The 24,130-nt window shown below is 63.0% G+C and carries 24 protein-coding genes and 1 pseudogene; 6 read left to right on the forward strand and 19 right to left on the reverse strand.

From position 1 onward, the window contains the following. Positions 1-26: 26 nt before the first annotated feature. Positions 27-437: a hypothetical protein gene (locus AC0L16_RS24130; protein ID WP_473623708.1), complete on the forward strand. Its 411-nt coding sequence runs from the start codon at positions 27-29 to the stop codon at positions 435-437. Between the two features lie 100 nt (positions 438-537). On the opposite strand, the gene AC0L16_RS24135 is transcribed toward AC0L16_RS24130, so the two are convergent. Both AC0L16_RS24135 and AC0L16_RS24140 read right to left on the reverse strand, forming a co-directional pair. Then, positions 538-2,625, reverse strand: coding sequence for a GAF domain-containing sensor histidine kinase (locus AC0L16_RS24135; protein WP_473623709.1), 2,088 nt, complete (start codon positions 2,623-2,625; stop codon positions 538-540). 57 nt (positions 2,626-2,682) lie between these two features. Then, a complete protein-coding gene (locus AC0L16_RS24140) occupies positions 2,683-3,462 on the reverse strand; it encodes a response regulator (RefSeq protein ID WP_473623758.1) in 780 nt (259 codons plus the stop codon). Positions 3,463-3,509: 47 nt separating this feature from the next. Between AC0L16_RS24140 and AC0L16_RS24145 the strand changes: the two genes are divergently transcribed. Further along, positions 3,510-4,196: a response regulator transcription factor gene (locus AC0L16_RS24145; protein ID WP_292546813.1), complete on the forward strand. Its 687-nt coding sequence runs from the start codon at positions 3,510-3,512 to the stop codon at positions 4,194-4,196. A gap of 54 nt (positions 4,197-4,250) precedes the next feature. On the opposite strand, the gene AC0L16_RS24150 is transcribed toward AC0L16_RS24145, so the two are convergent. Together AC0L16_RS24150 and AC0L16_RS24155 are read right to left on the reverse strand one after the other, a co-directional pair. Further along, the gene (locus AC0L16_RS24150; protein ID WP_473623711.1) at positions 4,251-4,418 is read right to left on the reverse strand and encodes a hypothetical protein; all 168 of its coding nucleotides are present in this window, start codon (positions 4,416-4,418) and stop codon (positions 4,251-4,253) included. Positions 4,419-4,442: 24 nt separating this feature from the next. Continuing rightward, a complete protein-coding gene (locus AC0L16_RS24155; protein WP_473623712.1) occupies positions 4,443-4,820 on the reverse strand; it encodes a hypothetical protein in 378 nt (125 codons plus the stop codon). A 255-nt stretch (positions 4,821-5,075) separates the two neighbouring features. On the opposite strand from AC0L16_RS24155, the pseudogene AC0L16_RS24160 reads away from it, so the two are divergent. After that, positions 5,076-5,276 (forward strand): annotated as a pseudogene (locus tag AC0L16_RS24160) (hypothetical protein); the annotation flags it as partial. Then, complete coding sequence (locus AC0L16_RS24165; RefSeq protein ID WP_473623759.1) at positions 5,191-5,550, forward strand: L,D-transpeptidase; 360 nt, start codon at positions 5,191-5,193, stop codon at positions 5,548-5,550. The pseudogene AC0L16_RS24160 and the gene AC0L16_RS24165, both read left to right, overlap by 86 nt. 90 nt (positions 5,551-5,640) lie before the next feature. Here AC0L16_RS24165 and AC0L16_RS24170 read toward each other — a convergent pair whose 3' ends face one another. Both AC0L16_RS24170 and AC0L16_RS24175 read right to left on the reverse strand, forming a co-directional pair. Continuing rightward, the gene (locus AC0L16_RS24170) at positions 5,641-8,724 is read right to left on the reverse strand and encodes an efflux RND transporter permease subunit (protein WP_473623713.1); all 3,084 of its coding nucleotides are present in this window, start codon (positions 8,722-8,724) and stop codon (positions 5,641-5,643) included. Then, positions 8,721-9,986, reverse strand: a complete 1,266-nt coding sequence (locus tag AC0L16_RS24175; RefSeq protein WP_473623715.1) for an efflux RND transporter periplasmic adaptor subunit — start codon at positions 9,984-9,986, stop codon at positions 8,721-8,723. The genes AC0L16_RS24170 and AC0L16_RS24175 overlap by 4 nt, the downstream gene beginning before the upstream one ends. A 150-nt stretch (positions 9,987-10,136) precedes the next feature. Between AC0L16_RS24175 and AC0L16_RS24180 the strand changes: the two genes are divergently transcribed. Together AC0L16_RS24180 and AC0L16_RS24185 are read left to right on the forward strand one after the other, a co-directional pair. After that, positions 10,137-10,673: a TetR/AcrR family transcriptional regulator gene (locus AC0L16_RS24180; RefSeq protein ID WP_473623716.1), complete on the forward strand. Its 537-nt coding sequence runs from the start codon at positions 10,137-10,139 to the stop codon at positions 10,671-10,673. A gap of 139 nt (positions 10,674-10,812) precedes the next feature. Next, a complete protein-coding gene (locus AC0L16_RS24185) occupies positions 10,813-11,082 on the forward strand; it encodes a hypothetical protein (RefSeq protein WP_473623717.1) in 270 nt (89 codons plus the stop codon). A 7-nt stretch (positions 11,083-11,089) separates the two neighbouring features. On the opposite strand, the gene AC0L16_RS24190 is transcribed toward AC0L16_RS24185, so the two are convergent. The 13 genes from AC0L16_RS24190 to AC0L16_RS24250 form a co-directional block, all read right to left on the reverse strand. Continuing rightward, positions 11,090-12,175: a Gfo/Idh/MocA family protein gene (locus AC0L16_RS24190; RefSeq protein ID WP_473623719.1), complete on the reverse strand. Its 1,086-nt coding sequence runs from the start codon at positions 12,173-12,175 to the stop codon at positions 11,090-11,092. Between the two features lie 78 nt (positions 12,176-12,253). Beyond that, positions 12,254-13,018: an ATP-binding cassette domain-containing protein gene (locus tag AC0L16_RS24195; RefSeq protein ID WP_473623720.1), complete on the reverse strand. Its 765-nt coding sequence runs from the start codon at positions 13,016-13,018 to the stop codon at positions 12,254-12,256. Continuing rightward, complete coding sequence (locus tag AC0L16_RS24200; RefSeq protein WP_473623721.1) at positions 13,015-14,016, reverse strand: ABC transporter permease; 1,002 nt, start codon at positions 14,014-14,016, stop codon at positions 13,015-13,017. Before AC0L16_RS24200 ends, AC0L16_RS24195 begins: the two co-directional genes overlap by 4 nt. Further along, positions 14,013-15,002 (reverse strand): sugar ABC transporter substrate-binding protein, encoded by a 990-nt coding sequence (locus tag AC0L16_RS24205; protein ID WP_473623723.1) that lies wholly within the window; start codon positions 15,000-15,002, stop codon positions 14,013-14,015. The genes AC0L16_RS24200 and AC0L16_RS24205 overlap by 4 nt, the downstream gene beginning before the upstream one ends. Before the next feature lie 438 nt (positions 15,003-15,440). Further along, complete coding sequence (locus AC0L16_RS24210; protein WP_473623724.1) at positions 15,441-16,478, reverse strand: ROK family protein; 1,038 nt, start codon at positions 16,476-16,478, stop codon at positions 15,441-15,443. Beyond that, positions 16,478-17,200 carry a ribulose-phosphate 3-epimerase gene (locus AC0L16_RS24215; RefSeq protein WP_473623726.1) on the reverse strand — a complete coding sequence of 241 codons (723 nt, stop codon included), beginning with the start codon at positions 17,198-17,200 and terminating at the stop codon, positions 16,478-16,480. Before AC0L16_RS24215 ends, AC0L16_RS24210 begins: the two co-directional genes overlap by 1 nt. After that, positions 17,197-18,030: an alpha/beta fold hydrolase gene (locus AC0L16_RS24220; protein WP_473623727.1), complete on the reverse strand. Its 834-nt coding sequence runs from the start codon at positions 18,028-18,030 to the stop codon at positions 17,197-17,199. The genes AC0L16_RS24215 and AC0L16_RS24220 overlap by 4 nt, the downstream gene beginning before the upstream one ends. Next, on the reverse strand, positions 18,030-18,848 hold the full coding sequence (locus tag AC0L16_RS24225; protein ID WP_473623728.1) for a sugar phosphate isomerase/epimerase family protein: 819 nt from the start codon (positions 18,846-18,848) through the stop codon (positions 18,030-18,032). The genes AC0L16_RS24220 and AC0L16_RS24225 overlap by 1 nt, the downstream gene beginning before the upstream one ends. Continuing rightward, complete coding sequence (locus AC0L16_RS24230) at positions 18,848-19,924, reverse strand: Gfo/Idh/MocA family protein (RefSeq protein ID WP_473623730.1); 1,077 nt, start codon at positions 19,922-19,924, stop codon at positions 18,848-18,850. The genes AC0L16_RS24225 and AC0L16_RS24230 overlap by 1 nt, the downstream gene beginning before the upstream one ends. A gap of 10 nt (positions 19,925-19,934) precedes the next feature. Next, complete coding sequence (locus tag AC0L16_RS24235) at positions 19,935-20,756, reverse strand: sugar phosphate isomerase/epimerase family protein (RefSeq protein WP_473623731.1); 822 nt, start codon at positions 20,754-20,756, stop codon at positions 19,935-19,937. A gap of 206 nt (positions 20,757-20,962) precedes the next feature. Beyond that, positions 20,963-21,805 (reverse strand): carbohydrate ABC transporter permease, encoded by an 843-nt coding sequence (locus AC0L16_RS24240; RefSeq protein WP_077373143.1) that lies wholly within the window; start codon positions 21,803-21,805, stop codon positions 20,963-20,965. Between the two features lie 5 nt (positions 21,806-21,810). Beyond that, positions 21,811-22,707 (reverse strand): carbohydrate ABC transporter permease, encoded by an 897-nt coding sequence (locus AC0L16_RS24245; RefSeq protein WP_077373140.1) that lies wholly within the window; start codon positions 22,705-22,707, stop codon positions 21,811-21,813. A 139-nt stretch (positions 22,708-22,846) separates the two neighbouring features. Beyond that, the gene (locus AC0L16_RS24250) at positions 22,847-24,094 is read right to left on the reverse strand and encodes an ABC transporter substrate-binding protein (RefSeq protein ID WP_473623733.1); all 1,248 of its coding nucleotides are present in this window, start codon (positions 24,092-24,094) and stop codon (positions 22,847-22,849) included. Positions 24,095-24,130 lie beyond the last annotated feature (36 nt).

The raw sequence follows: 24,130 nt of genomic DNA on the forward strand, positions 1-24,130 counted from the left end.
AAAGAAGATCGACGAAGGGAAGCGCGATGTATACGAAAATCCGGACTGCCTGCAATGACCGTCGTTTGCAAGCGCCGGAGCGCAACGATCGGCGGCCGAAGCTGGCGCTGCGCCAGCGCGCTAATAACCATCCGATGGCGCTGTTCGTGGTGCTGGGCGCCGCCGCGTTCGCCGGCATGGCGTTCGCGCCGACAGTTGGTCCCGCCTTTGCTTCACTGAACCCGCCGGCAAATATCGTCAAGGGCGCGCCGACCACGACCAAGACCGCGCGGCTGCCGATGCCGGAGATCGATTTTGTCTGCAAGGGGCAGGCCTGGGGCGCCGAGAGTGCGGACTGCCTGCGCGTCATTGCCGAGCAATCCGGCAGTCACAAGGCCCGCGCGGTTCGCGTGATCGCCAATGCCGCGCCGCTGACCGATACCCCGAACGTTTTTTGATGCCCGAGCGACCCCTCCAGCGCTCCAAGCAGGCTCCCGCCGCATCGGTCGGGAGTCTTTTTTCTCTGGACTCTAGCCCTTTTGTTTGAGCATCGGATTTCTAGCTGCCCAATGCGGCCTGCTCGGCAATGGCCGACAGCACGCCGCGCACGTCCAGCGTGCTGAACGGCTTTTCCAGGATCTGCGGCCGCTGCGGCGCCGGCAATGCCTCGATTTCGGCCTTCGCGCCGATCAGGTCGCCGGTGACCAGAACGAAGCGCCGCGCCAGATCAGGCTTTTCGGCGAGCAGTTCGCGATAGATCGATATGCCGCTGGTGCCGGGCATGCGCAGATCGGAAAAGACGATGTCCGGCGGCATATGGCCCGACAAGGTCGCGGCGGCCGATGCCCAGGCCGGCACGATCCGCGACTTGATGCCCATCAACTCCAGAATGTCCGACAGCGAGGCGGCGACATCCGGCTCGTCGTCGATGATCAGCGCGTGACGCAATCCGCTCGAGCGCGACGGGCTTTCGCCGGCGGCGGCCGCGCCGCCGGAGATCGCTGGCAACTGGACGACGAAACGGGCGCCTCTCGGCACAGCTTCCTCGAACCAGACACTGCCATTGTGCCGTTCGATGATCGATTTCGAGATCGACAGGCCGATGCCGGTGCCGACGCCGACCGGCTTGGTGGTGAAATACGATTCGAAGATGCGAGAGCGTATCGCTTCCGGTACGCCCGCCCCGTTGTCCTCGACCGAGAAACAGGGATTGCCGCGATCGCTGCGAAACGTGCGAACCTTGATCAGCCGGTCGCCACCGATGCCGGCCAGAGCGTGCTGGCTGTTGATGAGGAAGTTGGCGGCCACTTGCGTCACATGGTCGGCGTCGGCCATGGCCAGCAGCGGGCCGCTGGCGAATTCGGTGTCGATAATGATGCCGGTCGACCTGGCGCCGTAGGCGGTCACTTCGAGTGCCGCGCGGACCACCTGGTTGAGGTCGGTCTCGGCGTGAGTCGCCGGATGCAGGCGGACCATCGACAGGAAACTCTTGACAATGCGGCCGCAGCGCTCTGCGGCGGCGCGCACCTTTTCGGCGCGCACCTTGGTCTGCGGGTCAGAGGCGAACTCGTGCAACAAAGTCGATTGGGCGACGACCACGGCAAGCGGGTTGTTGAGCTCGTGTGACACGCCGGCAAGCAGCGAGCCCATCGCCGCCATCTTCTCGTTCTGGTGCAGCTTTTCGCGCTGGCGGCCGATCTCTTCCTCGGCGCGCAATTTGTCGCGCAGGTCACGGATCGAGCCGAAGATCAGGCGGCGGTCGGCGACCCGCATCTCGGTCGCCGTCAGTTCGATCGGAAAGACCTCGCCGGCCGCGTTCTGGGTGACGGTCTCGATCCGCTGGCCGACCATCGGCGCGCCGCGGCCCGACATGTATTCGGCGCCCGACACATAGCCCTTGCGATAATATTCCGGAACGACAGTGTCGCGCAGGTCCTTGCCGAGGATGTCGCTGCGCTGGTAGCCGAACATCTTTTCGGCGGCGGGATTGAATTCAATGATCGAACCGGTCTCGTCGATGACGATGATGGCGTCGAGCGAGGCCTGCAGCATGGTGCGGCGGATGACTTCGCTGGCGTGGGCATCGGAAAGCGATCGTTCGATGGCGTCGCCGATGGCCAGTGCCACGATGTGCAGCGTTGCCTCTTCCTCGTCGGTCCATTCGCGCTCGTTCAGGCAGTCGTTGACCGCCAGCGTGCCCCACAGATGGCCGTGCGCAAAGACCGACACCGACAGGAACGACTTGATGTGCTGCTTTTCGAAGTCGGTTCTCAGAAAGCCTTCGAGGTCGCGCGTGTGTCCCGCGAAGATCTTGCCTTGCCGCTCGTCCTCCGCCAACCGTTCCAGCAGTGGGTCCGAATTGACAACCGACTGCAGGATCACCGTCGGCGATGCCAGTTCGCCACCATATCGGGGGTCGATCCAGTAGGCGGCCACCGACTGGGCAAAGCCCTGGCCGGGCAGCTCGCGCAGCCGGAACAGGATGCCGCGCTGGCAATCCATGGGCCCGCACAGCGTTTCAAGGATGCTGCCCATCTCGCGCTGCCAGTCGCCAGCTTCGCGAAGCCGGCGCACGACGTGAACAGCGGCCATCGCCGCGCCATGCCTGACGCCGTGCCTATCGCTGCGTGCTGCTTCAGCCGTCATGGTCAGCCGTCATTTCACAGTCGCGCCACCGGGAGTGGTTACCAGTGGTCGTGCCGCTCAGTTGCCTTCGCCGGTCGGCAGCGAGAAGATATAGCCTTCGCCGCGGACTGTGCGCAGGAATTTCGGATTGGCCGGGTCCGCCTCGATCTTCTTCCTCAGCCGCATGATGCGGATATCGACTGCACGTGAGGATTCCGGATCTTCCACGAAGCCGATCGCCTCGGAGATCGCCGCACGTGTCAGCAAGCGGTTGGCACGCGTCAGGAAGACCTCCAGCACGTCGAACTCGCTCTTGGCCAGGTCGATGACCGTCCCATTGGTGCCGGTGACGAACCGACCGTCGAGATCGGCATGGAAAGGGCCGAAGCTCATGAAACGGCGGTTGGCAGTTGTTTCGGCCTTGGCCGCCTGCGGCTCGGCCGGCTGCGGCACACGGCGCAGCACGCTGCGGACCCGAGCCAGCACCTCGCGCAATTCGTAAGGCTTGACGATGTAGTCGTCGGCGCCGAGTTCTAGCCCGACGATGCGGTCGAGCGCGGTGCCGGCGGCAGTGGCATAGATGATGCCGATCGGCGTTTTCGAGCGCATCCAGCGGCCAAGCGACAGGCCGTCCTCGCCCGGCATGGCGATGTCGAGGATGGCCAGGTGAAACGACTGCGTTTCCAGCAAAGTTCGCGCAGCGCTGGCACTCTCGGCCGTGGCGACATCGTAGCCGCTGGCGCCGAGATACTCGGCAACCGCGTCCCTCAGATCCGGCTCGTCCTCGACGACGACAATTCGTGCCCGCACGATGCTTTCGCTCCCACTTTCAGCGGAAAGTAGATTGGGTATAAACATCATGTCCAGCACTCATCTTGGGTTGCCGGTTGCAGGGTGGGAAAAAAATGGCTGCACGATCCATCATCGCGCTTGTTTCCGTCGCCGAAGTGGTCGCAACCGATCTCGCCGATCATCTCGAACGGCGCGGTCACGACGTGCGCGCAGTGCGGCAGCCGTGGGAGGCCGAATCCCTGCTTTCCGGAAACGGCATCGATGTCGTCGTCGTCGGCGACAGCCTCAGCCAGGCGGAAGGGCGTGATCTGCTCAAGCGCCATGGCGGCGAGGGCGGGCCGGATTTCATCCTGATCTGCCGGCCGGCCGATCTCATCGACAAGGTGCTGGCGCTCGAGCTCGGCGCCGCCGACGTCGTCGAGAGCCCGCTCAATGTCAGGGAACTCGCCGCCCGTATCGGCGGCTTGCTGGCACGGCGCGGCAGGAACGCCGGGGAATTGGTCGTGCTGGAGAACGCGACGGTCGACCTCCGGTCGGCCATGGTCATGCATCGCTCCGGTACGGAAGAACAATTGTCGCCGGGTCAGGTGGCGCTGCTCAGATTGTTCCTGGCCAGTCCGCGCAAGGTCTTGACGCGCGACGACATCATTGCCGCCGCGCCCGCCGAAAATGCCGATGCCTTCGATCGCTCGATCGATTCGCGCATCGTGCGACTGCGCCGCAAGCTCGACACCGAAACCATCACCACGATAAGGGGTGCCGGCTACCGGTTCGATCCGCCGACGCAGTTCGCCGACTGAGGCCCAGTCCCTCACCTTCGAGCCCCTCACCGTACAGTCCACAGGCACAGGCGCTCAGCGCACCACAAGAAGCGATGGACCTGACGGCATTTCGCTGGCCGTGACGAATTCGCTCGCATGAGCACGATCCCTAAGAAGCACGGTGGCGAGGCCGGCAAAGCCGAGCAGGCCCTGTGCGTAGAGCAGTGCGGTAAGCACCGAAGCTGCAAATTTCGTGTTCATCGTTTTCGTCCCCCAAATTTGGTTTCAGGTTCGCTTCAGGGAAAACCCCGAAGTGCCCGCGCCGCCAGCGGAGCCCCCCGTTGCGGCGCGGGCCTTCGGTCCTCTCGGCTGCAAGTTGCCGGAGGTGCCGCGCATCTTCTTCAGCCCAAAACCGACCCGCCAGAGGGCCTTGAGCCGGTTATGCGCAGGCTGGACACGATCCAGACCGTGGCGAAAACAGTGCGGCATGCCAATCAACGCTGCTTCTATGCTTATCCTGAACAGCCAGGAGATCGCGTTCGACTGCATGTTCATCTTCGTTTGTGCCGGCTGTTTCGTTGGGTCAACTTTGCGGGTGGCCTGTATCGAGATCATGCCGCTCGAGTCCGCGCTTTGTTGCCGATTGGTTTCGAGCCAAGTCAAGTTTCTTTCATGTGAGAGAATACCGCACTTTCCCGGGAGACGGCAGTACCTTTCGCGGGTCCGGGCTCGACCAGGCAAACCGTCCTGTCCTTGGTTTCACCCCTGCAAATGCCTCGGATGGGCCTCCGGCCGTTAACCAGAGGAAACAGATTCGAAACAGAAAAATCCGCCGTGCGAAATCAATTCGAAACGTGATCCAATGACAAGCCATTCATTGAATTGGAGCCGGCCATACCCGGCAGACAGGGGGACATCATGTACACTGCCATTTCCGCCAAGCTCATCAACATCGCCGCCGCCGTCACCGCGGGCACGGTTCTTCTGTTCGGCGTCGGCAACGGCGTTGCCCATGCCGCCAATCGGGCCGCCAATCAGATCGTGGCGCGGATTTCGCTTTCGCAGCAGACGATGGAAGTCCTCGTCGACGGCCGGCCGACCTTCGCGTGGAAAGTCTCGACCGGCGGCAAGGGGCATGTCACCCCGACCGGCTCGTTCAAGCCGACCCGCATGCACCAGATGTGGTATTCTCAGGAAGTACGACAATGCGCCGATGCCGCATTCGGTCTTCTTCAAGGGTGGCTACGCCGTGCATGCGACCAATTTCGTCAAGCGCCTCGGCCAGCCGGCCTCGCATGGCTGCGTGCGGCTGCATCCGGACAACGCCGCCGACTTCTACCAGCTTGTCGAAATTTTCGGTCCGACCAACACCAAAATCGTCATCGTCAAATAGATAAGCAAGACGATCCGCTTTCATAAATGCGTTGCGGTCGGACATCACTGCCCAAGAAAAAGGCCGGAGATTTCCGGCCTTTTTTGTCAATCAATCGACCGGCACCGGCATCAGCTTCGGGTCCGGCTTCTCGGCGTGATGCGGCAGGTCCTTGCTGGCGATGAAGGTGTAGAACATCGGCACCACGAACAGGGTGAACATGGTTCCCACCAGAATGCCGGTGAAGATCACCAGGCCCATCGAATAGCGCGCCGCGGCGCCGGCGCCGCTGGAGATGATCAGCGGCACCACGCCGAGCGCCATCGCCGCCGTCGTCATCAGGATCGGTCTTAGCCGCACCCTGGCCGAGGCGACGATCGCATCGCGCCGCCGCATCCCGTGGAGCTCGCGCTGCTGGTTGGCGAACTCGACCAGAAGAATGCCGTGCTTGGTGATCAGGCCGATCAGCGTGATCAGTCCGACCTGCGTGTAGATGTTGAGCGTTCCCAGCCCCAGATTGAGCGGCACGATCGCGCCGAAGATCGACAGCGGCACCGACATCATGATGATCAGCGGATCGCGGAAGCTTTCGAACTGCGCCGCCAGCACCAGATAGATGACGAGAACGGCTGCCGCGAAGGCGATGATGATCGTATAGCCCTGTTCCTTCTCCTGTCGCGACTGGCCGGTATAGTCGATGAAGAACGTGTCGGGCAGGCTTTCCCTGGCGATATCCTCGATGGTCCTCAGCCCGTCGCCGGTGGTGACGGTGGGCAATGGCAGAGCAGAAATCGTGGCGGAGTTCAATTGGTTGAACTGCTCGATCACGGCTGGCGAGGCGTTGGTCGAGATCTTTACCACCGCCGAGAGCGGCACCATGTCGCCCGAAGCGCTGCGCACGAAATACTCGGCCAGCTTTTCAGGGTTGTCGCGAAATTGCTGCGGCACTTGCGGGATGATGTCGTAGCTGTTGGACTCGCGGTCGAATTGCGCCACTTCGGCGCCACCGACCAGGAGGGTCAGCGTCCGGCCGATGTCGGCGATCGGCAGGTTGAGCGCCGCGGCGCGGTCGCGGTCGATCGTCACCGTCACTTGCGGTGCGTCAAAGGACATCGAATTCTGCACGGCGAGGAAGCGGCCGGAGGCCTGCGCCTTGTTCTTGATGTCCTCGGCCGCCTCGTACACCTGGGAGGCATCGCCGGTCGAGCGCACCACCATTGTGATCGGCAGGCCGCCGCCGGAGCCGGGCAGCGTCGGTGGGGCGAAGACGAAAGCCTCGACGCCCGCCACCTTGGCAAGGCGGGCGGTGATGTCTTCCTGAAGCTCCTTCGAGCTGCGCGCGCGCTCGGCCCAGTCCTTGAATGCGAAGCCGACGAAGGCGTTGTTCGTCGGGCCTTGGAACGCAACGGCGGAGAACCGCGCCCTGGTTTCGGGGATGTCATTCATCAGCCCGAGAATCTGGTTCACATAGGTCTCGGTGTAGTCCGACGTCGCATAGCGCGGCGCATTCACAATAGACAGCAGGAAGCCCTGGTCTTCTTCGGGCGCCAGTTCGCTCGCGGTCTTGGTGAACATGAAGCCGGTCGTGGCGATCAGTGCGATGACGATCATCAGCGTCACCGGGCGATATTTCAACGAGCCGCTGACCAACCGCTCATAGATGTTTTCGACGCGCCCGAACGTGTTGTCGACAATACGCTGGAAGCGGCTGTGCGAGCCTGGCCTGAGGATGCGTGCCGACATCATCGGCGTGACGGTGAGGGCAACGACACCCGAAAGCACCACCGAGCCGGCAAGCGTCACCGCGAATTCGCGAAACAGTGCGCCGGTCAGGCCGCCGGTGAAGGCCAGCGGCGCGAACACGGCGGCCAGCGTTATCGTCATGGCGATGACGGCGGACGAGATCTCCCGCATGCCGTTGAAGGCCGCCTGCATCGGCGACAAACCGTCTTCCTCCATATGGCGGTGGATGTTTTCCACCACCACGATGGCATCGTCGACGACGAGGCCGATCGCCAGGACCATGGCCAGCAACGACAAAAGGTTGATCGAATAGCCCAGCGAAAACAGCAGGAAGCAGACGCCGATCAGCGACAGCGGAATGGTTACGATCGGCATCAGCACCGAGCGGAACGAGCCGAGGAAGAGCAGGATGACGACGATGACGATGATGACTGCCTCGCCGATGGTCTTGAACACCTCCTCGATCGATGCGCTGATCTGCTCGGTCGAATCGTAGACGATCTCGATCGTCATGCCTTGCGGCAGCGTCTCCTGGATCGTCGGCACGATTTCGTGGATCGCCTGCGCTGTCGTCAGCGGATTGGCAGCCGGAGTCGGGAAGATGGCGAGAAAGATGCCGGGCTTGCCGTTGAAAGTGACCCTGGTGTCGGTGCTCGCCGCGGCGAGCTCGACGCGCGCCACGTCGCGCAATCGCACCACATTGCCGTCTTTCGAACGGAGCGGAAGAGCAGCGAAAGCCTCCGGCGTCTGCAGCGTCGAACGAACGGTGATCGAGGAGGCGACGTATTCGTTTTCGGTGTTGCCGGGTGCTGACAGGAAATTCGATTCGTTGATGGCGGTCAGCACTTCCGACGCCGTCACGCCGCGCGCCGCCAGTTTGATCGGGTCGATCCAGACGCGCATCGAATATTCTGCGGCCCCGAAGATCTGCACGTCGGCGACACCCTCGACCGTCGACATGCGCGGCCGCACGACGCGCTCGATATATTCGGTGAGCTGTTCCGGCGTCATGTTCGGATTCTGCATCGAGATATACATCATCGCGAACTGCTCGCCGGTGCCCTTGACCATCACCGGGTCTTCGGACTCGTCCGGCAGGTCGCCGCGCACGCTTTGTACCTTCGACAAGACTTCGTTCAGCGCGACGTCGGGGTTGGAGCCGAGTTTCATCTGCACCGTCACGGTGCTTGAGGACGGCCGGCTCGCCGACGTGACATAATCGATGTTTTCGGTCGAAGCGACGGCACGGGCGATCGGCGCGGAAATGAACCCCTGGATCAGGTCGGCGCTGGCGCCGGGATAGGCCGTGGTGATCGTGATGGCCGTTTCTTCGACCTCCGGATACTGCCGGATCGAGAGGCTGAAGATGCCCTGGAAACCCAGAAGCAGGATCATCAAGGCGAGCACGGTCGAAAGGACCGGACGGCGAATGAAGATGTCGGAGAAGCTCATTTCTGGGCTGCCTGCTGGTTTGCCGGCTTGGTCGGATCGATGGTGTTGTCGACGGCAACGGACATGCCGTTGGAAAGGCGGTTCTGGCCGGCGGTAACCACTTCGTCGCCGGGCGCGATGCCTTCCAGGATCTCAACCAGGCCGGCATTACGGCGGCCTGGCTTGACGAACACCTGGGCAAGCACGAGCTGCGGCTTCTGCTCTTGCGCCGTCGGCTCGGCTGGCGCAGCAGCCGGTTGTTCCTCGGGTTTTGCCGCGGGCGCTTCAGTCGCGGGCTTCGCACTATCCGTGGCCGGCTTTTCTTCCGCGTTGGCCGCGGCGGCAGGGGCGGCGCCATTGGCCGCGGCGGGCTTTGCCGGACGCACCACAAAGACGAAGTCACCGTAGAGGCTGGAGGTCAGCGCAGTCTGCGGCACCGTCAGCACGTTGTTTTCCTCGGGCAGTTCGACGCGCACCTGCACGAATTGGCCAGGGGTCAGCTTGCCTTCGGGGTTGGCGACCTCGGCCCTGACCGTCACCAGCCGGCTGGCCGGGTCGATTTTGGGGTCGATGCCCCGAATAGTGCCGGTGAAAGGCAACTCGCCGTCACCAACGCCCAGCCGCACCGTCTGGCCGATCTTCAGCAGCGGAAGCTGCTGTTCGGGAACCGAGAAATCGGCCCGCATCGTCTCCAGATCCTGCAGGGTCGCTACGGAAGTGCCGGGTGAGAGATACTGGCCGAGATCGATCCTGGGGATACCCACGGTGCCGCTGAAGGGCGCGGTCAGCAGCTTCTGCTCGAGCACCGCCTGCAGCCTGTTGACCCGCGAAGCGGAAGCCAATGCGGCTGCCCGCGCCGTATCGAGCGTCGAATCCGAGCCGACACCGCGTTTCTGCAATTCAAGGGCGCGTGTCAACGCCGTCTGGTCGAGTGCAGCTTGCGCCTTCGTCGCCTCGAGATCGGCGCGCTCGGCGGCATCGTCAAGCTGAAGGAGACCCGCGTTGGCTTCAACCTTCTGATTGGCGTGAAACAGGATGTCCTTGACGATGCCGGCGGTTTCGACGGTCAGATCGACGCCGCGGACCGCACTGACAGTGCCGATCGCCTCGACGCCCGGCGTCCATTCCGTCGGCTTGACGATCATCGTCGACACGGTCGTGGCCGGCGGCTTCATGGTGGCGAAGAATTGCTGCATTGCATTGTCGCGGAACAAGTTGAAACCGACGATGCCGCCGCAGACCAGCACGAGCAGAATGAAGGCAATGATGAAACGCTTGATCACGAACAGTCCCCTTGGCCATGGCCCGGCACAACAGTCGGATGAGCCAAACACATACCTGTGACTGGTCCCGATTTCAAATGACGGCGACTTTACTGTACCGTCTGGACGGTCTTGTCAATTCCGCATAGGCTAATGTATGGGGAGCGATTGATGAAAGCCCGCAGAGCAAATTCGCGTGATAAAATTCTCGCCGCCGCCGCCGATGTGGCACGCGAGACAGGGCCCGGCAGCCTGTCGCTGGACGCCGTCGCCAGCCGGGCCGGCGTGTCGAAAGGCGGCTTGCTGTACAATTTTCCGACCAAGGCGAAACTGATGCAGGCGCTGGTTGAGGAGTACCTGCGCGCCTTCGAGCAGGCGCTGGACGCCGCTCGCACTGCCGGCGTTAGCGGCGAGAGCCCGCTTGCGACCTACATCAAGCTTTCGGCCGAACATGCCGCGGAATCGAAACCGTCAGCTTCCTGGATATTTTCGGCGATCGCCGAGGATCCCGATTTCCTGACGCCGATAAAAGCGTTCAGGCGGCAGGTTTTCGAACGGCTCAAGGGAGAGACGCCGGACCTCAAGGCGCTGCTGGTCTGCTACCTCGCCATCGAAGGACTTCGCAGCATGAATCTCTTCGACTCGGACGTCCTCTCACAGGACGAACGTCGGTTGCTGGTATCGTCCTTGCTGGAGATTGCGGGATAGATTGCCGCGCAGCGCTGCAGGATAAAGCTATTGTGACAGGCCATATGGTTGAGCTGATCTGGCCAGGGTGAGGAACTTTTGTCCGCCTCGCGATTTTGGATGTATGGTGAGAAGCCGAACGGCCAGAAGGGGATTGCCAATGACAACAAAACGCTTTGCGATTCTTGCTCTCGCTTTCGCGATGGGCTGCAGCATGTCCGCCTCGGCCTTCGCTGGAAATCGTGACCAACGGGCTGATCCCGAGCGCTACGTTCCCGCCGAAGGCAATATCATCGACATTCTGTTCGGCGGCCCGCGCTACTATGACCAGCAGTTGTTCACGACAGCCGCAGGAGCCTGCTCCTACGACAGGGTCGGACCCGACGCGAATGCGTTGAACAAGATCAACGATCACCATTGCGGGAAGTAAGCAGCCTTCAGCGCCTGACAGTCTTCTTCATCTGCTCGATGATCTCTGCCATCAGCGCCAGGTCGCGGCGGGAGTCCGCTAGGTCGGTCAGCGGCTTCGTCCCGTCGGTGATGTGGCGGTGGAAGGTTTCCAGTTCGTTGGAGAAGGCGTCGCCATACAGCGGCCCGAATGTCCGCGTCACTGGGCCGGCTGCTCCGGCTTCCGTCACTTCGAGCCGCGTCGGTAGGCTGCGGATGTAGGGCGTGTCGTAAATGATGCGGACCCGTTTGGTGTTCGAGCGCACCTCGATCATGGCATCGAATAGGCCGAGATCGTCAACGACCGCATCGTAGCAGCAGGCGAAGTGGCCGTAGTCGAAGGTCACGCTGGTGTTGGCGCCGCCATTGGTGCGGTGCGCCGCCAGCACACGGGCTGGTTCGCCGAGCAGCCCGCGCATCGCCGAAATATGGTGCGAGCTCAGCGCCGTCAGGCCGCGATAGGCGCGTACGAGATCGGCGGGCGCATCGCTGCCCACCACTTCGCGAATCAGCGCCTCGCGCTCCCCGGCGCCGCGTGCCAAAAGGGCCGGATCGATGTCGGTGGGATAGAGGACGTTCTGGCTCTTCTTCAGGAAATGCCGGCCCTCGGAGATCAGGTCGAAGATGCGGACATGGGTGATGTCGGCGGAGTCAGGCAGTTCCTCTATCGCTGCCAGATAGGCCGGAGCGTAGCGGCGCATGTAGCCGACGAAGATCGTTTTGGCGTAGTTTGGCGTCAGAGCCAGAAGCTCGTCGATCTCGCGCACCGTCAGGCAGGCGGGCTTTTCCAAGAGAACATGCTTGTTCGCCTGGACGGCGGCACGGACGAAACGGCTGTGGGTCTCGTCTGACGAGAGGATGAAAACCGCGTCGATATCCGGCGAATCGATTAGCGCCTCTGCCGTTTCGAAGGCTTTGGCGGTCGGGTATTCGGATGTGCACAGCGCCATTAGGCTCGGCGACACATCATAGATGCCTGATACCAGCCAGCTGTCGCGCTGATCGCTTAGCACCGGCAGATGGATCGATTGCGCGACCTCTCCAAGACCCACTAGCCCGACACGGATCACCGCCACGGCACACTCCCTTTGCAAACCAATTGTTTCAGCCAACAGCTCGTTATAGCTACAGGTGCGGCTCGACCCGGCCGTCCGTCATGCAGCGCCGGTGACGAGCGCGACGAGTTCGTTGCCGGTGGTCTCGGATGAACGGACGGTCGCCACCATCCGTCCCGCTCGCATCACCCAGATCTGGTCGGACAGGCGCCGCACCTGATCGAAATTATGGCTGACCAGGATGACGCTGACGGCCTGTTCGCGCAGCCGCCGGATCAGGGCTTCGACATTGGCCGTCTCCTGCACGCCGAGCGCTGCGGTTGGCTCGTCCATCACCACCACCTTGGCGCCGGAACCTGCGGCGCGGCAGATCGAGATCGCCTGTCGCTGTCCGCCCGACAGGCGCCGCACGCGCTGGCTGACCGAAGGCATGTTGATCGACAGGCGCGACAGCATGGCGCGCGCCTGCTGCTTCATCGCCTTGCGGTCGAGCAGGGCGAGCGGGCCGATCCGGCGCACGATCTCACGGTTGAGGAACAGGTTCTGAGCGACTGTCAATTCGTCGATCAGCGCGAGGTTCTGGTGCACCGTCTCGATGCCGGCCTTGCGCGCCTCGTCGGGATTGGCGAAGGGGTGCAGCCGGCCGTCGAAGAAAATGTCTCCAGCGTCCGGCACATGCACGCCGACCAGGCAGCGTATCAGCGTCGACTTGCCGGCGCCATTGTCGCCGATCACCGCGGTGACCTCGCCACGGCGGGCCTGGAAGGCGACATCGGTGAAGGCGCGGATGCCGCCGAAATGCTTGCTCAGTCCTTCGCAGGCGAGGATCGCGTCGGCCGACGGGGAGTGATTGACGGCGCTCATTTCTGATACCGCATGATCAGTGCCGCCAGCACCACGATGGCGCCAACGGCCAAGGGCTGGTAGAAGGCCGAAACGCTGAGCAGCGTCAGCCCGTTGACGAGAGCGGTGAGCATCAGCGCTCCGATCGCCGGGCCGAGAATGCTGGCGCGTCCACCAAACAGGCTGACGCCTCCCAAGACGACTGCCGCCACCGAATTGAGCAGAAGGCTGGTATTGATCTGCGGTTCGGCCGAGCCGATGCGCGCGACCAGAAGCAGTGCGGCGATGCCGGCGCAGAAGCCTGAAATCGTATAGGCGGCGATCTTGACCCGGTTGGTGCGGATGCCGAGCGCGCTGGCGCTTTCGACCTGGCCGCCGGTCGCCAGCAGATGTACGCCGAAGCGGGTGTGGTAGAGCGCGATATGCGCCACCAGAACGGCTGATATCGCCACCCAGACGGGATAGCCGAACGGTCCAAAGGAGCCCGAGGCCAGCCGCAGCAGGAAAGTCGAGCCGACCATTATCGGCTCGCCGCCCGACAAGATCAGGCCGAGCCCGGTGACGCCCGAAAGCGTGCCGAGCGTTACCACGAAGTCGGGTATTCGCCCGGCTGTGATGAGCGCGCCGTTAAGGAAACCGACCGCGCTCGTGGCAGCTACGGCGAGCACGCAGGCGAGAAAGATGCCATAGCCCGCGGCATCGACGAGGCCGAGGATGATGGCGCCCAGCATGACGGCTGCCGCCAAGGAGAGATCGATGCCGGCGGTCGCGACGACGAAGGTCTGTCCGATCGACAGCACGACCAGGATCGCCGCGGCCAGCAGCAGGGCCTGCAAATTGGCGATGCTGAGAAAGACCGGCTGACTAATGCCGAAGACGATGACGAGGCCGACAAGGCCGACGACCGATGCCCAGTCGGCCCAGAAGGAAGGATCCAGGAGGAGAGCCGACAGGGAGGGGCGGCACTCCTCCGCCGCGCCCGCGGTATGCACGGGCGCGTTTTGTTCAGGAATGGTCACTTCAACATCTCGCGGAAGGGATCGGGATAGTCGCCGCCCGGACGCGGGAAGTTCTTCAGCGAGGCTTCGGCATTGTCCTTGTTGATCAATAGAACCGGCGCCGGCACGTTGGCGGGCAGTTGCTTGCCCATGGCCGCTGCCTTGCAGGCTTCCACGCCCATGGCGCCGACGACATAGGGATATTGGGCGACGGTCGCGGCGAGGTCGCCGGCCGCGACCGATTTCAACGCGTCGACGATGCCGTCGAGGCCGATCACCTTGACGTCCTTGCCCGAGGTCTGGACGGCGCGCTGGACGCCGAGCGCCATGATGTCGTTGGCGGCGAAGAAGCCGGCGAGATCGGGATGCGCGGCCAGGATGTCGGTGGCCGCGGTCAGCGCCTTCTCGCGATCCCAGTCGGCACTGACCATCACCACGACTTCGAGTTTGCCTTCGACAGCCTGCTTGAAGCCCTTGATGCGGGCGTTGCTGCCGACATCGCCGACGATGCCGGCCACCAGCGCAACCTTGGAGCCTGCAGGAACCAGCTTCAGCATCTCCTCGCCTGCCAGCACGCCGGCGGCAACGTTGTCGGTGCCGATATAGGTTGAGGTGGTGAAGCCCGCGGCCTTGGCCTGCTCGGGGTCGATGGTGCTGTCGATGTTTACGATCGGCTTGTTCTTCTGGGCGACAGGCACAAGTGCCTGGACGAGGTTGCTGACGCTGATCGGATTGACCAGATAGCAATCGAAATCCTGCATGGCCATGGCGGTCAAACGATCGGCCTGCCCGGTGGCGTCGCCCATATTGGCGGCTGCCTGGATAGTGACCGCCACGCCGTCGGCCTTGGCCTGCTCTTCGATGCCCTGGTGCATGTACTGGAAGAAGGGATTGTCGAGACCCTTGACGATAGCCGCAACGCGGGCCGCGTCCTCGGCTTGGGCCGGCATTGAAATAACGGTTGCAAACAGGCCTGCCCCAAGCGTCAGGCAATTGAACATACGCATGCTCTTCCTCCTCCTAATTTGTTGCTGGTGTCGCAATTGACCCGTTGTTCTGCGAACTAATGCCTGTGCCGGCGAAGGCCTGCCCGGCGATTGCGATGCCAGGCTGCCGACCGATCAGCGATTGCCAAACGGCTTGCGGGTTCCGCGCCCGGTTCGGGCCACTTTTCGTGTCAGGCATGTCTCCTCCGAGAGCGCTGACCGATGCCTGCCAGCATTTCCGCATGTTTTAGAAAAATTTAACACGCGTCAAGATTTAAAATGGTGTGCAGTGGTTTTTGATGTGCTGCGGTGCAACAGAAATCGACAACTGCAGGGATGTCGAAGCAGGCTTGATGCCGGCCTCGTGGTTGTCCGGTTTCAAACTACGAGCCCACCGCTCACGCCGATTGCAGAGACGCCAGTGCTGGGCCATCGGTGACCGGCGCCGCGTAGTTTGGCTCAGCGATGGCTTGCCTCCCTGCCGGCGGCACGTTCGGTCGGGCCGTCTTTGCTATCCCTGTCCTGTGCCATCGCCAATGGCGCGCCCGGTTCGCCTTCCCACAGAATCAGGCTGGCCGCGCCGACCAGTCCTGCGCGGTCGCCAAGCTGTGCCGGCACGATTGGCACATCCTGGTAGGCCGGCATCGCCCGCTGCTCGACGGTCGCCCGGATGGTCGGAACCAACAGGTCGAAGCCATTGGCGAGGCCGCCGCCCATGACGATCAGATCCGGCGAATAGAGGTGAAGCAGGTTGGTGAAGCCGATGCCGAGCCATTTCGCCTCCGCCTCGATCAATGAGAGCGCGCTGATATCGCCGGCACGTGCGGCCTCGACGACGTGCCTGGCCGAAACGGCGCCGTTGGCCGAAAGGCGCCTGAGCAGGGAGCCGTCGCCCGGTGCTGTCAGCGCCGTGGCACGCCGCCCGAGTGCGGTTCCGGAGGCGACCGCCTCGAAACAGCCGACGGCGCCGCAAAAACAGCGGTCGCCCTCGCCGGTGATGGTCATGTGGCCGATCTCGGCCGCCAGCCCGCGCCGGCCGTGATAGATGTGGCCGTCGGCAACGACGCCGCCGCCAATGCCGGTCGACACGGTGACGAACACCAGGGATCCGGTACCCTGGCCGGCGCCGAAGCGCCATTCGCCTAGCGCGGCCGCGTTGGCGTCGTTTTCCAGACGCACCGGCAGGCCGAAATGCTTGCCGAGAATGTCGATCAACGGCACGTCGTGCCAGCCGGCCAGCGTCGGTGGGGCAATCACGATCCCGGCCTTGGGATCGAGCGGTCCCGGCGCGCCGATGCCGATGCCGACGACATCCGCTTGTGGGCGCTGTGCCAGAAGATCCCCGGCCAGTGCGATGATCTGGCCGATCACCGCATCCGATCCCGCGATCGCCATCGTCGGCGCCGAAACCTGCGCGACGACGCGGCCGCCGCTCTCGACCAGCGCACCGCGCAGCTCCGTTCCGCCGAGATCGAAAGCGAGGGCCAGTCTTGTCATCAGGCGGCGACCTTCAGCCCATGCAGCCAGGCCATGCGCTGCGCAAGGTCGGGGTCGCCGAACGCCAGCGATCCGAGCACCACCGTCTCGGCGCCAACGGCGCGCAGGCGGGGCACCGTCTCGTGCCGGATGCCGCCGTCGGCAGCCAGGATGACGTCGGTTTCGCGACCGGCTTTTCTCATCAGTGCGCGCGCGTCGATCAAACGTGGGCAGGCCTGCTCGGAAAGGCTCTGGCCCTTGACGCCGATGGATGTGCCGAGAAGCGTCACAAACGCCACTTGCGACAGGAAAGGCGTGACCGCGGCCACCGGCGTTTCCAGCCTGAGCACCACGCCGGCCTCGGCACCGAGCGCATGCGCCAGCCGGACGGCGCGCAGGCCGGCTTCGCCGTTTTCGGCGTGGACACTGACCAGATCGGCGCCGGCCTCGATGAACTGTCGCGTCTGCTCCTCGACGATCTCGGCTTCGACCATCAGGTGGACATGGATAGGCCTTGCCGTCAGCCTGGCGATCCGCGCTACCAGGTCCGGAAAGAACAGGAAGCCGGGAGTGAAGCGGGCGTCCGCGACATCGATGTGGTGGAGGTCGACATGAGGTTCTATGCGCTTCAGGTCGCGCTCCATATTGGCAAGGTCGGCCGACCACAGCGAAAACTCGCCGAGCAGCCGGTTGCGCGGCAGGGCGGCGATGGCAGCGGGGCCGGACAGGGATTTGGTGGTCATGACGGAACAAGACTCCGGGAGTTCGAACAGGTCTGAAGGAAGGTCGTGATCTCGGCCTGCAGCTCGGCGAAATGCCTGACGCTGTCGAGCGCCTTGGGATGGATTTCGGCAAAGGTCGCGCCGGGAATGGCTGCGGTGAGCGTATGGGCCGCCGAGAGCGGATGCACCGCATCCATGGCATTGCCGATGACCAGCGTGGGAATGCCAAGCACCGCGGCGTCACTCGCCGAAACGCCCGGGCCGTCGGCGGCAATGTCGGCGAGGACCTGCGCGAATGGCGCGGCGTCGGGCCGGTCGAAATAGCCGAACAGCGAGGCAAGGTTGTCGAGTGCTTCACGCTGCAGGCGCGCGGCGGTTTCCGATTGCGCGAAGATCGCCCTGGCATCGTCGGGGCCGTGATCGAGGATAAGCCTGGCAACCTCGGCGATCGGCCGCAGGTTCACCGGCGCGCTGTCGAAAATCCAGGCCGGCCGCACCAGGAGAAGACCCGCGACGCGGTCCGGATGACGGCAGGCCAGGCGCATGGCGATCGCGGCGCCCATGGAAATGCCGCCGGCGACGAAACGGTCGAGGCCGGCCTGATCGGCGGCGGCAACAACATCGTGCGCGAACATGCCCAGGGAGAACGGCCGGCGGCTGCCCAGTCCGGAGGCGCCGTGCCCGCGGCATTCCAGCGTGATGCGCCGCAACTCGGGCCCGGAAGGGAAAGCCTGGGCGACCTGCGCCTCGCCACCGCCCAGCCCGTGCTGAAAGACGACCGCAAGCCCGTCGCCACGGTCGCAGACTTGCAGCGTGGCGTCATCGCGAAGCAGCGTGGCCAGGCGCGCCATCACACCAGCCCTTTGAGGAAGCCGGCAACGCTGGGTGCCTCTTCGGCCGAGAGGCCATGCGTGACCAGCGGCCCGTCAAAGCCCGATGCTTTCAGCCTGGCGACGAAATCCGCAAAGTCGACAACACCCCGACCGGCGGTGGTGAAGCGGCCGTCAGCGAAACGGTCCTTGGCGTGGGCCATGGCGACGTGGCCCGCCGTGGTTTCGACCGCAGCGGCCACGATGGCGCGTGCTTCGTCGGGGCTCGCCTGCTCGAACAGGTTCGCCGGATCGAGCACGATGCGCAGCCGTTTCGAGCCCATCTCGGCGACGAGGCGCATCGCGTCCGACGCCGAGGTGACGATGTTGGCCTGTTCGGGTTCGATGCCGAGATCAACGCCGTGACGCTCCGCGAGTTGAAGCGCCTTTTCCATCTCGCTCGCCATGTCGTCCCATGCCGAGGGCTCGCTATTGTCGGGATGATATGCCCACTGATCGTCGGCGTTGCGCGTTCCCGTGCACAAGGTGACCAGCGGGACGGAAAGCTCTGCCGCGGTCTTGATGACTACGCCAAGCCGACGCAGGCCGTCGTCGCGCACAGCTCTGTCGGGATGGGCCATGTTGTAGGTGCCCGAGAGCGCTGCCAGGGCGACACCGCAAGCCTTCGACGCGGCCGCGATGGCATCAATGGCGTCTTTTTGCACGGCATCCGGCATCGACGGCAGCCCGGCGCAGCCAAGGTTGAACTGGGTGACGGCAAATCCCGCGTCGCGGACCGCTGCCAGCACGCCAGCCGGCTCGCTGCCCGGGAAGGTCTTGGCGAACACCCCGATCTGCATCAGACCGCTCCCGTGACGGAAGCGATCTCGACGCGATCACCGGTTTCGACCGAACGGGCAATCGCCACCATGGCACGGATCGAGGCAAGGCCGTCCTCGACATTGGCGCCGCGCATCGGCTTGCCGTCAAGGACTGTCTCGGCGAGGCCTTCGAGCTGGCGCCTGAAGAAATGCCCGTCGGCGCCAAGCGGCCTTCGCGACGTTGCATCCTTCTCGTGAAAGATATCGACCTCACTCGCCCGGAAATACCAGGGGTTGAAGGTCTTCGCGATTACCGAGCCGTTTTCGCCATAGAGCTGAAAACCCTCGTGCCAGTCCATGCGGACAGCCACGGTGAGGTCGAGATGGCCGAGCGCGCCATTGGCGAACTCGGTTTCGACGAACCAGCAATAGGCGCCGAAACGTTGGTTGAGGCGGGCGCGCACGGCAACGACCTCGCCGCACAGGAAGCGCGCGGTGTCGACGAGGTGCGAGCCGTGCGCGAGCATGAAATACTGCTTGAGATCGGCCTTCGGATTGCCGCCCGGCTTGCGCGCCAGCTTGCTGGTGACCGGCAGCGCTTGGACCGCGTCGGTGTTGGTGTAGCGGTGAGTGGAATCGCAATACCAGGCTTTCAGCGCCAGGATCTCGCCGATCTCGTCGCGGACGAAATCGCGCGCCGCTTCCAGCGCCGGGTCGAAACGCTTCATATGGCCGACCTGCAGCACCTTGCCGGAGCGCCGGACCGCATCGGCGAGCATCTCGCCTTCCTCGACCGAGACGCCGATCGGCTTTTCACACAGCACGTGCTTGCCGGCCTCGAGCGCCTTGATCGACATCGGCACGTGATAGGCGTCGGAGGTCGCCACGATCACCGCCTCCAGTTGCGGGTCGGCGAGCATCTCATCGTAATCGGCAAACATATTTTCGGGTTCATAGGTCGCGCCCATGCGTGCCAGAAGATCGGGGGCGGCATCGCAGATCGCATAGAGATCGGCATTCCCGGCCTTCACGCAGGATTCGAGATGGGCGAATTGGGCGATCGGCCCGCAGCCGAGCACGCCGACACGAAGGCGACGGTCTTGCTTCCGGATCATGGTCTCTTCCTCACGCGCCGTAGTCGCGCATCGTCTGGCGGTTGGTCTTGACCGCGGCGGCCGGATCGGCGGCGGCGATTTCGGATTCTTCTTCCAGCACCAGCCAGCCGTTGAAACGAGGTGCGGCGCTGGCGATATCGATCACCGCTTGGGTGTCGCAGACGCCCTTGCCGAGCACAGCCCAGGTGCCGCTGGCGTCGACATCTTTCAGATGCACGTAGCGGATGCGGTCGCGGTAGGCGGTGAGCGTGTCGATCATGTCTTGATGGCCGCGCAATATGTGGCCGGTGTCGGGCACCCAGCCGACAAGCGAGGGATCGATCAGTGCGAAAATCCGGTCATAGTCGGCACGGTCGAAGAGCAGCGTGTTGTGGTGGGAACTGGGATGGACAGCAATGTCGACGCCGGCCTTGCGCCCGAGTTCGCCGGCCTTGTTGTAGAACTCCGCAGCGATGGCAAACTTGTCGTCGCGCGGGCCGTCGGACACGACGGTGGCCGAACCCATGGAGACGATGGCGCCGGGGAATGCAGCGGCGAAATCGATCCAGCGCTGCGCGGTTTCGAGGTCGGCGCCGATCTCGTCCTTCAGCGTAAAACCGCTCTTCGAGCCGAAGGCGAAGGAAACGAGCGTCAGCCCGGACGCCTTCAGCGCGGTCGCGAACTCCGCCGGTCTGCCGGCATAGCGGCCGATCATCGTGTCGGTGATCTCGATGCCGGCATAGCCGCCGTCGGCGATCGCCTTCAGAAGATCGTCGGGGCCGCCGGTGAACCGGTCTCCAAGCATTTCCCAGGTAAAGGTCTGGCAACCGACTTTCAGGTCTTTCACGTTCATCCTTTCATTCCTTGATGCCGCTCATTCTTTAATGCCACCTTGGGTCAGGCCTTCGATGATATGGCGCTGGAAGAACAGCACCGGCACGATCAAGGGTACGGTGACAACGGCCGAGGCCGCAGCGATATCGCCTGCCAGCAGAGAAGGTCCAATCCATCGATTTCGATGCGCGGCCTACTCCATCTGTTCTCCGTGGGAGGGACATCCTACTTGACCGAGCCCGCGGTCATGCCGGCGAGGAAGAACCTCTGGGCAACGAGGTAGATGATCAAGAGCGGTAGCGAGCCGAGCACGCTCATCGCCATCATCTGGTTCCATTCGAAGGCGTGCTGCCCCATCAACAGCTGGATGCCGATGGGGACGGTGCGCATGGACGTTGACTTCGTCAGCGTCAGCGCAAAGAGAAATTCGTTCCAGCACAACAGGAAAGTGTAGACCGACGTCGCCACGATACCAGGCAGTGAAATCGGGACGATCACCCGCCAGAGTGCGGTCCAGCTGGTGCCGCCGTCGACAGCCACCGCTTCATCGAGATCGCGGGGCAAGGTGTTCAGATATCCCGTCATCAGCAGGATCGCGTAGGGCAGCGTAAACACTAGGTAAGTCAGGATCAGTGCGACGTAGGTGTCGAAGATGCCATACGAGACGACAAGCCCGAAGAAGGGGATCAAAAGCGTGATCGGCGGGATCGTCTGCGTGCTGATGATGAGTGTGTTGAGGCTGCCCTTGCCGCGGAAATTGAAACGGCTGAACCCGTAGGCGGCCAGCAAGGCGATCAGCACCGTCAGCACGGTCACCGCTCCGGCCACGAAGTAGCTGTTGAAGAAGAAGCGCAGCTTTACCGGGTCGCCAAGGATGGCCGCATACGCTTCCAGCGTGAAGGCCTTCGGCAGGACGGTTGGTGGCAGGGCAAAGATTTCGGTATTCGACTTGAACGAGCTGCTCAGCATCCAGTAGATCGGGAAGGCCGCGAAAAAGAGCCCTGCGGCAAGCGCGACATGGAGCGCGACGGTGATCAGCCTGTCTTTCGGTGTGTGCCTTTTCCTCATGGTGACTACCGAGCCTTTTGATAGCGGATGTAGAGCAGCGTCAGGCCGAGCGAGATCAGCAGGATGACCACGGCGCTCGCCGACGCCTGCGACAGGTTGTAACTCGAAAACGCCAGCTTATACGTGTAGGTGCTGAGGACCTCGGTCGAGTAGATCGGACCGCCGCCCGTCGTTATCCAGATCAATGGAAAGACCTGCATGGTCCAGATGAAGTCGAGCAGCGAGATGCTGATGATGATCGGCATCAGCTGCGGGATGGTGATGAAGATCAGCTTCTGGTAGGCCTTCGCCCCGTCGATATCGGCGGCCTCGTAGAAATCCCTGGGAATGCCCTGCAAGCCTGCGAGCAGGCTGACCATGAAAAGCGGGTAGCCCGCCCAGATATTGGCGAAGGTGACGGCGTGCAGCGCGGTCGCGGGCGAGGAAAACCACTCGACCTTGGAACCGATGATGCCCATCTGCATGAGAACGCTGTTCACGACACCGTTCGGCTCGAGCAGGAGGCGCCAGATCACGGCGATAATCACCGCGGTGAACAGCCATGGCAGTATGTAGAGCACGCGCAGAATATTGCGCAGCGTCGGATTGATGCGGTCGCTGTTCAGCATGAGTGCAAAGACCATGCCGATGGTCATGTGGAAGACGACACTCATGCATGTGAAGTAGAGCGTGTGCCACAGCGAAGCCCAGAACACCGGATCGGCAAAGATCGCCTGGTAGTGTTTCAGTCCGGCAAAGGTCGGGTCGCGACGCAGCACCGCGCTGTTCTGGAACGAATAGCCAATCACCGTCACCATCGGCAGCAGCATCAGGAGGCCGATTATGAGGAGCGAGGGTGACAGATAGAGATAGGGTGCGACCGCTCGTTTCAGTCTATGGTGGGAGCGCTTCTGCCGAGTCATGTGCCACCCTTGGGATACGCCTTCAAGAGGAAGGTGCGCTTCGGAAACAGGTCCATCTCAATTGCCGATCCGTTGTTGACGGGTGGCCTGCCCGAAGTCAGGCCACCCGGTGGAAGATAGCAAACGGGGAACAGGCCGTTCAGAATTTCGCCATCCAGCCCTTTTGAGCGTTTGCTGCGGCTTGTTCCGGAGACTGCTCGCCGGCGAGCATCTTCTGGGCTTCCACGTCGAACTTGGTCATCAAGTCTTCAGCCACCGGCAGACCGGTGAACTCGTTGGCGAGATAGCCGGTCTTGTAGATTTCGAAAGCCTTGGCGAAAGCCTTGTCCGAGGTCACGAAATCGGGCTTGGCGTTGACGTTGCCCGGGAAGGCGTTTGCAAGCGACACGAGCTTGGCGTTCACCTTTTCACTCATCAGATATTGGACGAGCTTCCAGGCTTCCTCCTGATGTTTCGAGGCCGCAGAGATGCCGATGCCCCAAGAGGCGTAGGGAAGGCCGCGCTTGCCCTTGTAGTTCTCCACGACCGGGACCGGGATGAGGTCGAAGTTCAGCTTGGGATTGCGTTCGCGGATGAGGTTCACATGCGCGAGCGAGTCGATCATCATCCCGACCCGGTCGTTGACGAATTCCTCGACCTTTTCCTGTTCGGTCTTGGTGGCAATGCCGGGCGAGATGACGCCGGCGTCGTTCAGCGATTTGACGAAGGTGAGCATATCGACGACCGGCTTGCCCTCGAGAGCCGGCTTGCCGTCAGCCATCATCGATTGACCCGAGGCCCAGACCCACGACATCAGGTCGTTCTGGACACCGGACGGCGTTTGCAGCGACAAGGGAAGCACCCAGCCATACTGGTTCTTGTCGGCATGGGTCATCTTCTTGGCGGCTTCGAGAAACTCCGCGCGGGTCGACGGCAGCTTGGTCACGCCGGCCTGGGCGGCGAGGTCCATGTTGACGAAGACCGGATAGACGAACGAAGCCACGGGAAACATCACCGCCTTGCCGTCCACCTTGATGATATCCGCGACCTGGGTCTTGTCGAACCCGCTCGCATCCATCATCGGGTTCATGTCGGCCAGCGCATTCTGCGCGTTCAGATTGTTCACCCAGGCGCCGTCGAGACCGACGACGTCGCTAAGCGTTCCAGTTGCAGCACCAACCGAGATCTGGTCTCGCGTGGTCGCATAGGGGCCGCTGACCAGCGTCACCTTGATTCCGGGGTTTGCAGCCTCGAAGTCATTCATGATTGCCCTGAGCGAACCGGCCGGCAATTCGGGCTCCCACCATTGGGTGAATTCCAGCGTCGTGTCCGCCATGGCGCCGGTTGCGCCAAGTAACCATGCGGCCGCGGCTATTTTCAGCATCGCGGGTTGTATCCGAAACATCATTTTCTCCTCCTTCTTTAAGATCGACCGCACAATGCG

It is taken from the genome of Mesorhizobium sp. WSM4848 (assembly GCF_055811375.1).

Coding starts and splice junctions, on each gene's coding strand:
- AC0L16_RS24130 (WP_473623708.1), top strand. CDS start 27: ATGTATACGAAAATCCGGACTGCCTGCAATGACCGTCGTTTGCAAGCG.
- AC0L16_RS24135 (WP_473623709.1), bottom strand. CDS start 2,625: ATGACGGCTGAAGCAGCACGCAGCGATAGGCACGGCGTCAGGCATGGC.
- AC0L16_RS24140 (WP_473623758.1), bottom strand. CDS start 3,462: ATGTTTATACCCAATCTACTTTCCGCTGAAAGTGGGAGCGAAAGCATC.
- AC0L16_RS24145 (WP_292546813.1), top strand. CDS start 3,510: ATGGCTGCACGATCCATCATCGCGCTTGTTTCCGTCGCCGAAGTGGTC.
- AC0L16_RS24150 (WP_473623711.1), bottom strand. CDS start 4,418: ATGAACACGAAATTTGCAGCTTCGGTGCTTACCGCACTGCTCTACGCA.
- AC0L16_RS24170 (WP_473623713.1), bottom strand. CDS start 8,724: ATGAGCTTCTCCGACATCTTCATTCGCCGTCCGGTCCTTTCGACCGTG.
- AC0L16_RS24180 (WP_473623716.1), top strand. CDS start 10,137: ATGAAAGCCCGCAGAGCAAATTCGCGTGATAAAATTCTCGCCGCCGCC.
- AC0L16_RS24185 (WP_473623717.1), top strand. CDS start 10,813: ATGACAACAAAACGCTTTGCGATTCTTGCTCTCGCTTTCGCGATGGGC.
- AC0L16_RS24195 (WP_473623720.1), bottom strand. CDS start 13,018: ATGAGCGCCGTCAATCACTCCCCGTCGGCCGACGCGATCCTCGCCTGC.
- AC0L16_RS24205 (WP_473623723.1), bottom strand. CDS start 15,002: ATGCGTATGTTCAATTGCCTGACGCTTGGGGCAGGCCTGTTTGCAACC.
- AC0L16_RS24210 (WP_473623724.1), bottom strand. CDS start 16,478: ATGACAAGACTGGCCCTCGCTTTCGATCTCGGCGGAACGGAGCTGCGC.
- AC0L16_RS24215 (WP_473623726.1), bottom strand. CDS start 17,200: ATGACCACCAAATCCCTGTCCGGCCCCGCTGCCATCGCCGCCCTGCCG.
- AC0L16_RS24220 (WP_473623727.1), bottom strand. CDS start 18,030: ATGGCGCGCCTGGCCACGCTGCTTCGCGATGACGCCACGCTGCAAGTC.
- AC0L16_RS24225 (WP_473623728.1), bottom strand. CDS start 18,848: ATGCAGATCGGGGTGTTCGCCAAGACCTTCCCGGGCAGCGAGCCGGCT.
- AC0L16_RS24230 (WP_473623730.1), bottom strand. CDS start 19,924: ATGATCCGGAAGCAAGACCGTCGCCTTCGTGTCGGCGTGCTCGGCTGC.
- AC0L16_RS24235 (WP_473623731.1), bottom strand. CDS start 20,756: ATGAACGTGAAAGACCTGAAAGTCGGTTGCCAGACCTTTACCTGGGAA.
- AC0L16_RS24240 (WP_077373143.1), bottom strand. CDS start 21,805: ATGAGGAAAAGGCACACACCGAAAGACAGGCTGATCACCGTCGCGCTC.
- AC0L16_RS24245 (WP_077373140.1), bottom strand. CDS start 22,707: ATGACTCGGCAGAAGCGCTCCCACCATAGACTGAAACGAGCGGTCGCA.
- AC0L16_RS24250 (WP_473623733.1), bottom strand. CDS start 24,094: ATGATGTTTCGGATACAACCCGCGATGCTGAAAATAGCCGCGGCCGCA.